Source organism: Steroidobacter sp. (assembly GCF_036402275.1).
Taxonomy (GTDB): Bacteria; Pseudomonadota; Gammaproteobacteria; order Steroidobacterales; family Steroidobacteraceae; genus Steroidobacter.
Genome location: NZ_DASWTF010000017.1, coordinates 123,834 through 137,165, shown reverse-complemented (window position 1 = coordinate 137,165; position 13,332 = coordinate 123,834). Strand labels below are relative to the sequence as shown.

General features: G+C 62.7%; 11 protein-coding genes. 7 read left to right on the top strand and 4 right to left on the bottom strand.

What is annotated here, in order from left to right:
• Positions 1-42: 42 nt before the first annotated feature.
• The 5 genes from treZ (at position 43) to VGD45_RS09375 (ending at position 6,770) form a co-directional block, all read left to right on the top strand.
• Positions 43-1,836: a malto-oligosyltrehalose trehalohydrolase gene (gene treZ / locus VGD45_RS09395; protein WP_331155031.1), complete on the top strand. Its 1,794-nt coding sequence runs from the start codon at positions 43-45 to the stop codon at positions 1,834-1,836.
• Entirely contained in the window at positions 1,833-4,706 is a 2,874-nt protein-coding gene (treY, locus tag VGD45_RS09390; protein WP_331155030.1) for a malto-oligosyltrehalose synthase, read from the top strand. The genes treZ and treY overlap by 4 nt, the downstream gene beginning before the upstream one ends.
• A 131-nt stretch (positions 4,707-4,837) precedes the next feature.
• A complete protein-coding gene (locus VGD45_RS09385) occupies positions 4,838-5,206 on the top strand; it encodes a hypothetical protein (protein WP_331155029.1) in 369 nt (122 codons plus the stop codon).
• A gap of 143 nt (positions 5,207-5,349) precedes the next feature.
• Complete coding sequence (locus tag VGD45_RS09380; RefSeq protein ID WP_331155028.1) at positions 5,350-5,829, top strand: pyridoxamine 5'-phosphate oxidase family protein; 480 nt, start codon at positions 5,350-5,352, stop codon at positions 5,827-5,829.
• Between the two features lie 74 nt (positions 5,830-5,903).
• A complete protein-coding gene (locus VGD45_RS09375; RefSeq protein ID WP_331155027.1) occupies positions 5,904-6,770 on the top strand; it encodes a YihY/virulence factor BrkB family protein in 867 nt (288 codons plus the stop codon).
• Here VGD45_RS09375 and VGD45_RS09370 read toward each other — a convergent pair.
• On the bottom strand, positions 6,751-7,641 hold the full coding sequence (locus VGD45_RS09370; RefSeq protein WP_331155026.1) for a DUF4382 domain-containing protein: 891 nt from the start codon (positions 7,639-7,641) through the stop codon (positions 6,751-6,753). The two genes, VGD45_RS09375 and VGD45_RS09370, sit on opposite strands and share 20 nt — an antisense overlap.
• A gap of 773 nt (positions 7,642-8,414) precedes the next feature.
• Here VGD45_RS09370 and VGD45_RS09365 point away from each other — a divergent pair.
• Positions 8,415-9,434, top strand: a complete 1,020-nt coding sequence (locus VGD45_RS09365) for an FAD:protein FMN transferase (RefSeq protein WP_331155025.1) — start codon at positions 8,415-8,417, stop codon at positions 9,432-9,434.
• A 49-nt stretch (positions 9,435-9,483) separates the two neighbouring features.
• Positions 9,484-10,782: an amidohydrolase gene (locus VGD45_RS09360; protein WP_414717569.1), complete on the top strand. Its 1,299-nt coding sequence runs from the start codon at positions 9,484-9,486 to the stop codon at positions 10,780-10,782.
• A 3-nt stretch (positions 10,783-10,785) separates the two neighbouring features.
• Here VGD45_RS09360 and VGD45_RS09355 read toward each other — a convergent pair whose 3' ends face one another.
• From VGD45_RS09355 to VGD45_RS09345, 3 genes are all read right to left on the bottom strand, one after another.
• On the bottom strand, positions 10,786-11,526 hold the full coding sequence (locus tag VGD45_RS09355; protein ID WP_331155023.1) for a Sir2 family NAD-dependent protein deacetylase: 741 nt from the start codon (positions 11,524-11,526) through the stop codon (positions 10,786-10,788).
• Between the two features lie 115 nt (positions 11,527-11,641).
• On the bottom strand, positions 11,642-12,175 hold the full coding sequence (locus VGD45_RS09350) for a glycine zipper 2TM domain-containing protein (protein ID WP_331155022.1): 534 nt from the start codon (positions 12,173-12,175) through the stop codon (positions 11,642-11,644).
• A 177-nt stretch (positions 12,176-12,352) separates the two neighbouring features.
• On the bottom strand, positions 12,353-13,285 hold the full coding sequence (locus VGD45_RS09345) for a hypothetical protein (protein WP_331155021.1): 933 nt from the start codon (positions 13,283-13,285) through the stop codon (positions 12,353-12,355).
• Positions 13,286-13,332 lie beyond the last annotated feature (47 nt).

Below are 13,332 nucleotides of genomic sequence, written 5' to 3'. Positions count from 1 at the left end.
TCATCGCTGGAGGAGGGCAGGTACGCCCGAGGGTGAGCCGCTGTGAGCAATGACGTCTCGTTGCAGTTCGGCCCGCAGCTCACCGCCGACGGTACGAAGTTTCGTTTCTGGGCGCCGGACGCGCGGCGTGTCGAATTGCACGTCGTCACCAAAGGCGGCGAGTCGCTCCGTCAGGATTGCACGGCGACGCGCGAAGGCTGGTACGAAACATTCGCCCGCGGCGTCGGCCCCGGTGCGAGATATAGATTTCGCATCGACGACGAGCTCGAGGTGCCCGATCCCGCTTCGCGCTTTCAACCGAAGGGCGTGGCCGGTCCGTGCGAGGTGCTGGATCGCCGCGGCTTCTCCTGGCCACATTCCGACTGGCGTGGCCGCGAATGGCGCGAAGCGGTGCTGTATGAATTGCACGTCGGCGCGTTCACGCGGGAAGGCACTTATGCGGCCGCGATCTCGCGGCTGGACGAGCTGGCCGACACCGGCATCACCGCCATCGAGCTGCTGCCGCTGAACACGTTTTCCGGGCGCTGGGGTTGGGGCTATGACGGAGTATTGCTGTATGCGCCCCATCCCACCTATGGCCGGCCCGAGGAGCTGAAACGTTTCGTGCATGCCGCGCATGAGCGCGGCCTGATGGTGCTGCTCGACGTGGTCTACAACCACTTCGGTCCGGAAGGAAATTATCTGCACCGCTACGCCGGCGACTTTTTCACCTCGGCGCATCACACGCCTTGGGGCAGCGCCATCAACTTCGCGCATCCGGTGGTGCGCCAGTTCTTTATCCAGAATGCGTTGTACTGGTTGAACGAATACCGCTTCGATGGGTTGCGCATCGACGCCGTGCACGCGATGTTCGACGACCCCGCCACTCACTTCATCGACGAGCTGGTCGATCACGTGCAGCGCGGGCCCGGCAGCCAGCGACACGTGCACGTGATCCTGGAGAATCATCACAACGAGGCGCGGCGGCTCGGCTACAGCGGCCGGACCATGGTGGCGCAATGGAACGATGACTTCCATCATCCAATGCATGTGCTGCTGACCGATGAAGGGGACGGTTACTACCGGAACTACGGTGAGCGAGCCTTGCAGCACCTCGGCCGTGTGCTCGCGGAAGGTTTCGCATTTCAGGGCGAAATCTATCCCACGGACGATCGCAGGCGTGGCGAGCGGAGCGCGCACTTGCCATCCACCGCGTTCGTGAGTTTTCTGCAGAATCACGATCAGATCGGTAACCGCGCCTTCGGCGATCGACTGACCCGGCTTGCGTCTCCGGAGCGGCTGCGAGCCGGGTTCGCAGTGCTGCTGCTTGCGCCACAGATCCCGATGCTTTTCATGGGTGAGGAATACGGCGCGGTCCAGCCATTCCTCTATTTCTGCGACTACCAGGGCGACCTGGCGAGGGCGATCCGCGAAGGGCGTCGCAACGAGTTCGCCTCTTTCGGCGCTTTCACTGGGGAGCAGCGGGAGCAGATTCCCGATCCCAATGCGGCGGAAACCTATCGGGCCAGTCAACTGAACGACTCGGATCGCAAGCGTTCCCCGCATTCGGAGTGGTTGGCTTATACGCGCGAGCTATTGAGCTTGCGTGCACGGATGGTCGTGCCTCTGCTGGATGACATCGGTACCGATGCCGCCAGCTACCAGACCGACCATCGTCTGCTCACCGTGAAGTGGCCGCTCAAAGGCGGCAGAACCCTGGTGCTGCAAGCCAATCTGGGCGATCGATCGAATGCAGCGCCACCAGCAGGGGAGATCTGGTATTCCACGGCGGGCGCCGAGGCGCGAGGCGAACGGCTGGACGCTTGGGAAGTCCGCTGGTCCCTGGACGTCGCATGAGCTCGCGGGTTCCGACGGAAGAAGGCTCGAAATTCAACCTGCCTCGCGCCACTTACCGGCTGCAGTTCAATCGCGAATTCACATTCAACGACGCCGCGCGCGTCGTTCCTTATCTTGCCCGGCTCGGCATCAGTCACGTGTATGCGTCGCCCATCCTGAAGGCGCGACCTGGCAGCATGCATGGTTACGACGTGGTCGATCACTCTCAGCTCAATCCGGAGCTGGGCAGCCGCGAGGACTTCGATCGCTTCGTGCAGACACTCCATGAGCATGGGCTGGGGCTGATTGTCGACATCGTGCCCAATCACCTCGGCGTGATGGGCAACGATAACGTCTGGTGGCTGGACGTGCTGGAGAACGGGCCGGCGGCGCGGTGCGCGTTTCATTTCGACATCGACTGGCGGCCGAATCGCGGTTCGATGCGCGATCGCATCCTGGTGCCGGTGCTGGGCGATTCCTATGGCGTGGTACTGGAGCGCGGCGAGTTGCAGTTGGAGTTCGATGCCGCAGCCGGCAGTTTCTCGGTGCGCTATCACGACCATCGCATGCCCATCGATCCGCGCGAATATCCGCGCATTTTTCCGGAGCCCATCGCCGAAGATCTGCTGCCGATGGATGACGCGCACCGCGCCGATTTCGAAAGCCTGCTCAACAGTTTCAGCACTCTTCCGCCCCGTGACGATACTTCGGCCGACGCGGTGACCGTTCGCTATCGCGACAAGGAAGCTCACAAACGCCGCCTGGCGCGATTGATCGAGCGCAGCCCGGAGGTTCTGCGCCACATCAACGAGAGTGTCACGAAGATCAATGGCACGGCCGGACAGTCCGAGAGCTTCGATGCGCTCGATGCATTGCTGGAAGCGCAGGCTTACCGGCTGTCTTACTGGCGCGTGGCGGTCGACGAGATCAACTACCGACGCTTCTTCGATGTGAACGATCTGGCGGCGCTGCGCATGAACGAGCGCAGCGTGTTCGATGTGACTCACCAGCTCATTTTCGAGTTGATCGACGCAGGCAGCATCGACGGACTGCGCATCGATCACTCCGACGGTCTGTACGATCCGGAAGAATATTTCCAATGGCTGCAGGAACGCTTTGGCGGCGGGCCAGGGAAGCGTCCGCTGTATGTAGTGACGGAAAAGATTCTGGCCGCGCACGAGCGGTTGCCCGAGAGCTGGTTGGTTCATGGCACCACCGGTTATGACTACGCGGCGTTGCAGACGACCTGGCTCGTGTGCGGCGATGAAGAGTCACGCGTGACGCGTCGCTATCGAAATTTCACCGAGAACGAGGCGTCGTTCGAAACGCTCGCCTACGAAAGCAAGCGACTGGTGATGCGCTCGTCGCTAGCCGCCGAGGTCGAAGTGCTGGCGACGCAGCTGGACCGCATCGCGCACCTCGACAGGCATACCGCCGATTTCACTCGGGCGGCGCTGCGTGAAGCCATCAGGGAAGTGATCGCGTGTTTCCCTGTTTATCGCACCTATATATCGCCGCGTGGCATCGGCGACGAGGATCGCAGGATCATTCATTGGGCGACGGGGCTCGCGCGACGACGTAGCACGGGCGCCGAGGTGAGCGTGTTCGATTTCCTGCGCGATGTGTTGCTTGGTACGGCGGCCGAGGGCCGCTCGCCGTCGCATCGCCAGGCCATGCTGGAGTTCGCCATGAAGTTCCAGCAGGTGACCGCGCCGGTCACGGCGAAGGGCGTGGAAGATACGGCGTTCTATCGTTACAACCGCTTGATCTGTTTGAACGAGGTGGGCGGCGATCCGAATCGTTTCGCAGTGTCGTCCACGGCCCTGCACCAGGCGAATCTGGAGCGGGCCAAGCTGTGGCCGCACTCCATGCTCGCTACGTCGACGCACGATACCAAGCGCAGTGAAGATGTGCGCGCGCGAATCGCGGTGCTGAGCGAGTTGCCAGAGCTTTGGAAGCAGCATCTGTCACGCTGGTCTCAGCTCAATCGCAACAAACGGCGGCAGGTCGACGATGCGCCCGCGCCGGATCGCGAAGACGAGTATCTGCTGTATCAGACATTGGCCGGGCTGTGGTCGCCGGAGCTTGCAACGGAGCCACTGATCGAACGCCTGCAAGCGTACATGGTCAAGGCGGGGCGCGAGGCCAAACGCTCGACGTCCTGGATCAATCCCAATGCCGATTACGAGACCGCGGTCAGCGAGTTCGTCGCGCAGTTGCTGAGCAATCCGGAGCGCAACGCATTCCTGCGGGACTTTTCCTCGTTCGCCGTCACGATCGCGTTCTTCGGGCGCATCAATTCCTTGGTGACCACGGCGTTGAAGATCACTGCGCCGGGCGTGCCGGATTTCTATCAAGGCACGGAGCTGCCGACGTTCACGCTGGTCGATCCGGACAATCGCTCACCCGTGAATTTCGAGGCCGCCGCCGTGCAACTCGAATCGCTAGAGGGTGTTGCCAACGCGGCCGACCTGTTAACGGACCCCAGCGGTGCGCAGGCCAAGTTGTATGTGACGACCAAGCTTCTGCAGATGCGCGCTGCCGATGCGCCGTTGTTTGCCTCGGGCAGCTATCAGCCGCTGCAAGTGGAGGGCGATAAGAAAGATCACGTGTTTGCCTTCGCGCGAAGCCATGAAGGGCGCAATTGCGTGGTCATTGTGCCGCGATGGTCGGCGAGGCTCATGGCAGGCGTCGCCGAAATGCCATTGGGCGATGTTTGGGGCGATACCAAAGTACTGCTCGGTTCGGCAAACGAGGCGGAACTGCGTGACGTGCTCACGGATCAGCCCGCGCGCATTCAAGGGGAAGACTCTTCAGTGCGTGTCTCCGTGGTCTTGTCGAAGTTTCCTCTTGCCGTGCTTCGCTCCGCGGCAACTCCGCGCGAGAGCTGACGCGCGCGTCGGCCGCGAAGTGCAGTCAAAATAAAAATGTGCGATCGGGCCTGTTTATATATACAGCTGCGAAGTCTCTGCGTAGGATGGGGCTCGCTCGAATCAAGCCCGATCCACCGCAGGAGAATGTCATGGCCCCAGACGAATCATCCGCGTCACGCCGCCGCCGCCGTTCCTCGCCCGCGCCGTCCAGCGCGACACCGGGACCTGCAGCAACGTTGGCTGAGCTCATCGAGTACGAGCGTCTCGAGCTCATGCAGATTCACGCCATGCTCCGATGCCTGTACGACGTGCTGCTCTATGCCGATGACGATGACTCCCCGCTGCATGCCGATGTAGCGCTAGTGGTCGCGCGGCTGTTGGATGAATCGGTCGCCAGGCTGGAGGCCGTGCGAATGCGCGTTGCACAGTTGGAGGCGGCGTACGAAGTGCGTGCGCACGAATCGGCGTCGCCCCCACCTCATCAGGTGCGAGAGACGCGCGGAACGTATCTGTGCTGAGTGTCGATTCACTGTCCGCAACTCGACGACGCGCGTACGACTCCAGCCGACAGTAACAATGTCGCGGAGCGGACGCGCGCTGTCTCGGAACATTGGCCAAGCACGCGCGATTGCTTGAATGTTGCGCGCACAGGAGAGCACTCATGCAAGCCGAGTTCGAAAAATTAGGAGAGCTGATCAAAGATATTCGCGTCGCGATGGTGACCACGGTCGAGGCCGATGGGACGTTGCACACGCGGCCGCTGGCGATGCTCGCCTATGAGAACGATGGCCAGTTGTGGTTCTACACCGCCATCGACTCCGCCAAAGTGAGCGAGGTCATGCACGACGTGCGCACCAGCGTGGCGTTTTCCGATACCGGCAAGGATGCATACGTCGCCGTCTCCGGCACCGCAGACATCGTCAACGATCGGCAGCGGATCCACGAGCTGTGGACGCCGTTCGCCAAACCCTGGTTCCCGAATGGCCCGGACGATCCGAATCTGGCCCTGCTCAGGGTGCACGTGGAGCGTGGCGAGTATTGGACGTCGCCGGGCAAGGCGGCTTATCTGTTCGGTGTGGCCAAGGCCGCGATGACCGGCAAACGAACGCCCATGGGCGAGAACCGGAAGCTGACGATGTAACCCAAGGGACCCGGCGAACCAGCGAGGCTCCGGCGACGATGCCGGTAAAAGTCTGGACTCTCACAAAATGCGCGGTGTCGAGTTGGATCGCTGACCGATCTTCCGCCGCGGCGGCCGCGCTCGCTTTTTACTGCGCCTTCTCGCTGGCGCCGTTGTTGATCATCCTGCTCACCATCGCCGGTTGGGTGGTCGGGGTCGAGACCGCGTATGGGCAGCTCAGCGACACGCTGACTCAGCTGTTCGGGAGCGCCACCGCCGAAGTCCTGCTCGAGGCGATGAAGCAGTCTCAGGAATCCGAAGGTCTCGCCGCTGCCGCAATCAGCATCGTCAGTCTGGTCGTGGGTGCGACCACCGTGTTCGCGGCGCTCGAAGAGGCGTTGGATAATATCTGGCGGGCCCAGGCGCTCGCGCCCACGGGAGTCTGGGGCTGGTTCCGGGTTCGGATTCTTTCCTTCGGCGTGATTCTGGCGGTCGGGTTCCTGTTGTTGGTGTCGTTGTCCATCACGTCGGCGCTGGCGGCGTTGCGAAAGATCATCGCTGCCCGATTTACCGAGCTGGTGGTGGTGGCGACCGTGCTGGATCTGCTGATCTCACTCGGCCTGATCGCGGGGCTGATCGCGCTCATCTATCGCTATCTGCCGTCGAAGCGATTGCCGTGGCGGCCGGTGCTGATCGGCGCGGTGGTCACAGCGTTGTTGTTTCATCTGGGGCGCTGGCTCATCGGGTTGTATCTTGCCGACGCCACGCAACCGTCGGCATTCGGTGCGGCAGCGTCGTTCGCCGCCATGTTGTTATGGCTGTACTACTCGGCGCAGATCTTCCTGTTGGGCGCGGAGTTCACGGCGTGCGCCGGTGGCGTCAAAGACAGCGACGAGCGCGGTCGCGACACCTCAGGGAAGCGCTCGAGCGACGCGCGTAGCGCTAGGGCAGGTCGAGCGTGATGGTTTCGCTCTCATCCAGCTCGACATTTTCGACATTGCGGAATTCCAGGTCCTCATCCTCGTTCGGTTCCTCGTCGTTGCCGATGCAGGTGACCGCCAGGGTGTAATCACCCGCGGGCAAGTACCGCAGCGCATAGAACAACGAGCCGCCCGAGGGGGTGAAGACGGGACTGGTGGCGAATGGCTCGACGCCCGCGCCGTCGATATCGTCCGGGACGATGTCCCGACCGCTGAACAGATAGATCGCGCCTTCAGCCAGATCGTCGCCCGCCGGGCAGGTGACGCTCACATTGCCTTCGATGCGACTCATGTCTTCCGTATTCACGGCGCGCATCACGGGCGTGAGCGTGTATTCGTTGTTGCCGTCGTCGAAGCGCAAGGACTTGCGCAGGTCCAGCAACAACGTGAACGACTCGCTGCTGCTCTCGTTGTCGTCGACGTTGAAGCTCAACGACGCCGACTCGCCCTGGACCAGGTTCAGCGGAAACTCGGTGCCGTTCGAGCGGGTGACGAACGCGTCGTCGGCCCGATCCTCGTCGAACAGCAGGCGCACGCCGGTGTAGTTGCCTTCGCCCAGTTCCTCGCTGGTGAACAGGCGCAGCACGCCGTTGTCGTCCGCAAGATCGATGAAGTCGATCGCCTCGCTATCGGTGAACTCCAGCGTCTCGGTGCCGCCGTCGCTCTTGGTGAATTCCAGTCCGCGGACGTTGGCGACCACTTGAGAGATGGCCGGATCGGACGGCAGCTCGGTGCCCAGGTCCATGGTGACTTCGCCTTCGCAACCGGCGAGCAGGCCCACCACGACCACCAGCGCCAAGCGGGCCAGGGCGCCGCGGCCGAACATGAATTGCGACCAAGCTGAACGTTGCATGAAAGACATGGAAGGCACCGCGATCCCTGAGAAAATATCCTGGAGAACGACATCGAAGCGTCCCGAGCTTGGGCACGGGCGCGTAGAGTAAAGTTCCTCCGTAATATTCTCATGAATCGCGAGCCTCGCCATCTCCACTCGCGTGCGCGGGCCAGGGCTTGTCGCCGCCGGGCAACGCGCCGCGACCGTTGATTGTGGGTTCCCGTAATGCCCTGGCCGCGGAGGGCGCGCCTGCCCTAAAGGACACATCACAGCCGGGTAACCCGCCCCTACTCTGCGCACGGACCAGCGGCGGTCATCACAAACCCGCCATCGAGGAATCATGGTGGAGCGAGGCGTCATCGTCGGCGGGCTGATGATCTGCGGCAGTTTTCTGCTCGCGGCGCTGCTCAACCGTTCCGCAATGGAAGAAGCCCCCACCCCGGCATCCACCCCATCCGCCGTGGTCTCGCCGGTTGTCGCGCCGGCGCCTCTCCCGAAAGCGTCCGACGATTGCGCGAATGAGGAAGCGCCAGCGGCTACGAGTGCCGCGTCCGCGCCGGGGCAGAGCGCGGGTTCTGACCTTATGGTCAATGGGAACGAGCGCTGTCCGCGCTGACAATCGATCCGCCTCCCGACTCCGCCCTTGTGAATTGCTTAGAAGCCGCGGCCGGCGGCATGCCACCGCATATGCGCGCGCTCCGTTCTCCTCCCGCTCGGACGCACGTCGCCGCCGGCCGCGGCTTCTCCTGCCTGCTGTTACCATGCGCGCCTGTTCATTTGCGGGGCGGCGTGTGGTCGGAGCGAATCGGGCATTCATAGCCGTGCTGGCGCTGGTTGCGGCCGGATGCGCCCGCGCTCCTCGAGAGCTGGCGATTTCGGGCCCGACCATGGGCACGACTTACTCCATCAAAGTCGCGTCCGCTCCCGATAACGTCGATGCCCATGCGCTGCGGGCCGCGGTCGACGAAGTGCTCGCGCGCATCGATCGCAGCATGTCGGGATATCGCGCCGATTCGGAAATCTCCCGCTTCAACGCTTCGAGCTCGAGGGATTGGTATGAAGTGTCCGCCGACCTCGCGACCGTCGTCGACTTTGCGCTCGAGGTCAGTCGTGAGTCTGGCGGCACATTCGACATAACAGTCGCGCCGCTGGTTGCCGCTTGGGGATTTGGCGCATCGGAGGAGCCTATCGACCTTCCGGATGACTCACGGCTCGCCGAGCTGAAAGAGCAAGTCGGCTATGAAAAACTTCAGGCACGACTCCATCCGCCCGCGCTACGGAAGTCCACCGGCACGCTCAGCGTGGATCTCAACGGCATCGCTCCGGGTTATGCGGTCGACCTGATGGCCCAGCGTCTGCGCGAAATGCACCTGAGCAATTTCATGATCGACATCGGCGGCGAAGTGCGCGCTCTGGGCCGCAACGCCCGAGGCGAGCAGTGGCGAATCGCGGTGGAGCGACCGGTCGACGCGGAGCCCGAGCCTTACGCCATCGTGCAACTCGACGACGCGTCGGTGACGACCTCGGGCGAGTATCGCCATTATTATGATCGCGATGGCCATCGCTACTCGCACACTATCGATCCTCGCACCGGTCGGCCGGTCGAGCACACTCTTGCGTCGGTCGTCGTCATCGGGCCGACGTCCATGTACACCGACGCGTGGGCGACGGCGCTCAACGTGTTGGGTACCGCCGCCGGTCGAGAACTGGCCACCAGGCTGGCCATGCCCGTGATGTTCATCGAGGCGCGCGGGACCGAGTTGCAATCGGTTACCACGCCGCAGTTCGAGCCCTATGTGGTGCGTCCCTGACCGCTGCACATTCATCGTTACCCACGACAGGAAACAAACTATGAAGTGGATGTTCCCGACCAGCCTCGCGGCCACCGCCATGTTCGGCGCCGCCACGGCCACCGCTCAGATTTCTTCCGCGCAGCTCGATGGCGCGGCGGGCAAGGTGGAGTCGAAAGTGATTACCTGGCGGCGGGACATCCATAAAAACCCGGAGCTCAGCAATCGTGAGACGCGCACCTCGAAGCTGGTCGCCGATCATCTGAAGAAGCTCGGCCTGCCGGTTCGTACCGGCATCGCGCACACGGGCGTGACGGCCGTTCTCAAGGGTGGCAAGCCGGGACCGGTAATCGCGCTGCGCGCCGATATGGACGCGCTGCCGGTGACGGAGCAGGTCGATGTTCCTTTCAAGTCCACGGTGACCACGGAGTTCCTGGGCAAGAAGGTCGGCGTCATGCATGCGTGCGGACATGATGCGCACGTCGCCAATCTGATGGGCGTCGCCGAGATGCTGGTCGGTATGAAACAAGATCTGCCGGGCACGGTGCTGTTTATTTTCCAACCGGCGGAAGAGGGCGCGCCGGAGGGTGAGCAGGGCGGTGCTTCGCTGATGATCAAGGAAGGTTTGTTCAGCGACGTGAAGCCCGAGGCGGTGTTCGGACTGCATGTCACTTCGACGCTGAACAGCGGTGTGCTGGGCTATCGCTCCGGGCCTTTCATGGCGGCCTCCGACTCGTTCCGCATCGAAGTGCTCGGCCGGCAATCGCATGGCTCGCGGCCGTGGTCGGGCGTCGATCCCATCGTCGCCGCGTCACAGATCGTGATGGGACTGCAGACCATCGTCAGCCGCCAGATCGACATCACCGAGTTGCCGGCGGTCGTCACCATCGGCAAGTTCGACGGCGGCGTTCGTCACAACATCATTCCGGACAAGGTCGAGATGCTGGGCACGCTGCGCACGTTCGATAAAGACATGCGCGCCGACATCATGAAACGCATCGAGCGCACCGCCAGCAGCGTCGCGACTTCTACTGGCGCTGAAGCCAAAGTGGCGTTCAGCCCCGGCAACAACCCCGTCGTCATGAACAATCCTCAGCTGACGCAGCGGGTGCTGCCGTCGTTGAAGCGCGTCGCCGGGGACGATCGCGTGGTGGTGCTGCCGCTGATCACCGGCTCGGAAGATTTCGCTTATTACGCCGACATGATCCCCAGCGTCTTCTTCTACGTCGGCGTCACCCCGCCCGGCCAGGACGCCCTCGCCGCGCCGAGCAATCACTCTCCTTTGTTCTACATCGACGAACCCGGCATTTCCTTCGCCACCCGCGCGCTCGCGGCTGTCGCGGTGGATTATTTGCAGGGCGCTAAGTAGGCGTCAGCGCAGCCCGGCTAGCGCCGCTTCCATCGTGTCGCCGATGCCTTCGTGAATGACCAGGTCGGCGGCGTCGTCAAGTGGGGTGGGGTCGCGGTTGACGATGACGAGGGTGGCGCCGCGCTGTTTGGCGCGGAGGGGGAAGTCGGCGGCGGGGAAGACGGATAACGAAGAGCCCAGCACCAGAAACAAATCGCAGGCCAATGTTTCCTGCTGGGCGCGACGCATCGGCAGCTCAGGCATCTGCTGGCCGAAAGAAATCGTCGCTGTTTTGATGATGCCGCCGCAGCGTTTGCAAGGGCCCACGGTCCCCGACTCCTGGAACTCGCGTTCGAGATCGACGAGCTCGACACGCTCGTGGCATTTGAGGCATTTGGCGTAAGTCGAGTTGCCGTGCAGCTCGATGACTTTGTCGTCGGGAACGCCCGATTCCTGATGCAGGTTGTCGACGTTCTGCGTGACCACCGCCGGGGTCCGACCCGAACGAACCAGCTCCGCGACGGCATAGTGGCCGCGATTGGGTTTGGCGCCGACCCAGCCGTCTTCATTACTGAACCGACGTCGCCAGGCTTCGCGTCGCACGTGTTCGGAGGCGACGAAGTCCTGGAAATAAATCGGCTGCATCTTGCTCCACACCCCGCCAGGGCTGCGGAAATCGGGAATGCCGGATTCGGTGCTGATGCCGGCGCCGCTGAATACGAGAATGCGCTGGCTGGCGCGGAACAACTCGGTAAGTGCGGTCATGAGGGGTCGGCGGTGAATGACAGGTTAAGAGGTGGGAGGAATGGGTCTCCTCTTTATACTCTCACCTGCCATTCATTCCGCCTACCGCCAACCGATAAACGTCCGTGAATCGGATTTAGTTCGCCGTGAGTTGCAACTGCCCGTCCTGCACCGGGATGCGCGGCCCCGGATCGCGGTCCATACGGATGGTGTCTTCCTTCTCACCTAAGCGATAGCGCACATCGTAGCCGACGATTTTCTCGTCGCTGTCGTACACAGTTTCACAACGCTGTTCCGTCGTCGTGTATGTATTGCCGTTCTGCATGCGTTGCTGGACTTTGTTCCCAGCATAGCCGCCCGCGGCGGCGCCCGCGGCCGTGGCGATCTTTCGACCGCTGCCATCGCCGATTTGATTGCCGAGCACGCCGCCCACGACCGCACCGATCACCGTGCCAGCGATGCGCTTTTCGTCCTTCACTGGCTGGGTATGCGTCACGACGTGATCGCTGCAAACCTCGCGTGGCGTACGCGTGGTCTCTTTCACGGCGTCGACCTTGAGCACTTCGGCAAACTTGGGGCTTCGATCGAAGATATCCAGATTGGCAACTGCCGCGCCGGTCGTCACGACCGCCGCGCCGATCACCAAGCCCGTCACCAACGATTTGTTCATCCACCTCTCCTGTCGTCCCTGCGCATACAATTACGCGCAGTATGTAGGACAAAGATTAAACGAAAGAGCTACACGGAGGGTTCCGTCGCCATCTGGCGTCACCCCGGCGGAACACATCCCCGCGCAAATAAAAAGGGGCGCCACGAAGGGCGCCCCGGGAAACGATCGAAGCGGTAATTAGTTTGCGCGCGCTTCTCGCTGCTGTTCAGGCTCGCTCTGCTGCTTCATCTCGCTGCGCAGAGTCGACTCCAGCCAGTCGTTCATGGTGATCATGGTGTTGCGTGCGGAGTGCGCGTGGATGCCGATGATCACGCCGGTGGACTCGTCGATCACGGGCGCGCCGGGCGCGATGCCCCGGGAGTCCATGTCGTGCGTGAAGCCGCCGGAGCTGGAAGAAACAATGCCGTTCGCTTGCCGCTCATACACCATGCCGCGCGCTTTGCGCTTGATGCTGTCGGAGTCGATGTCGCTCTTGTAACCCACCATGACCGCCGAAACGGCAGCGCCGGAGAAGCGGCCGAGCGGCAGAGTCTTCTGTGCGTAACGCGAAGGCTTGCTCAGGCGCACGACGGCGAAGTCCTTGCTGAGCTGACCGGCGGCGCCGGCCTCGTCCCACTGCGACTTCACATACGAAACCGGGATGCGTTCGCGCACCTGGCCGAGCGAATCGAGACTGTTATAGGTGCAGTCGATGGGCCCCGCCCCGTTGGCTGCCTTCTGGAAAGTGTGGGCCACCGTCACGCCGAGATCGAACGCGCCAACAAGGAAGGCGGTCGAGGTGCGCTGCTTGCCATCGACGCTGCAGGAGATCACGCCGACACCGCTGAACGAAGGATAGTCCTTAGCCGTCACTTCACTTCGCCGCAACGACACTTCGTGTTGGGCGGCTTGATCGTGCGCGATGGAAAAGCGAAAGAAATGCTGATCCGAAGCAGGGGAGGAGAGATGCGGGCGGCATTCGGAGCCAGTGCCACACAGGGCCGTATCGGCCTCGGCGCGTTGACTGCCGATCAGTGCAGCCGCCGCCATCGCGCCCGCCAGCAGCGCCAGCTTCACGGCGCTCTTTCGAGAGTTGCTGGCAGAGGGCAGAGAGGCTAGTTGCACGCGCATGGTCACCACCGGCTTCGATGCTAGAGAAGGTCGCATGCCTGAGCGGG

Coding starts and splice junctions, on each gene's coding strand:
- treY (WP_331155030.1), top strand. CDS start 1,833: ATGAGCTCGCGGGTTCCGACGGAAGAAGGCTCGAAATTCAACCTGCCT.
- VGD45_RS09385 (WP_331155029.1), top strand. CDS start 4,838: ATGGCCCCAGACGAATCATCCGCGTCACGCCGCCGCCGCCGTTCCTCG.
- VGD45_RS09380 (WP_331155028.1), top strand. CDS start 5,350: ATGCAAGCCGAGTTCGAAAAATTAGGAGAGCTGATCAAAGATATTCGC.
- VGD45_RS09370 (WP_331155026.1), bottom strand. CDS start 7,641: ATGCAACGTTCAGCTTGGTCGCAATTCATGTTCGGCCGCGGCGCCCTG.
- VGD45_RS09360 (WP_414717569.1), top strand. CDS start 9,484: ATGTTCCCGACCAGCCTCGCGGCCACCGCCATGTTCGGCGCCGCCACG.
- VGD45_RS09355 (WP_331155023.1), bottom strand. CDS start 11,526: ATGACCGCACTTACCGAGTTGTTCCGCGCCAGCCAGCGCATTCTCGTA.
- VGD45_RS09350 (WP_331155022.1), bottom strand. CDS start 12,175: ATGAACAAATCGTTGGTGACGGGCTTGGTGATCGGCGCGGCGGTCGTG.
- VGD45_RS09345 (WP_331155021.1), bottom strand. CDS start 13,285: ATGCGCGTGCAACTAGCCTCTCTGCCCTCTGCCAGCAACTCTCGAAAG.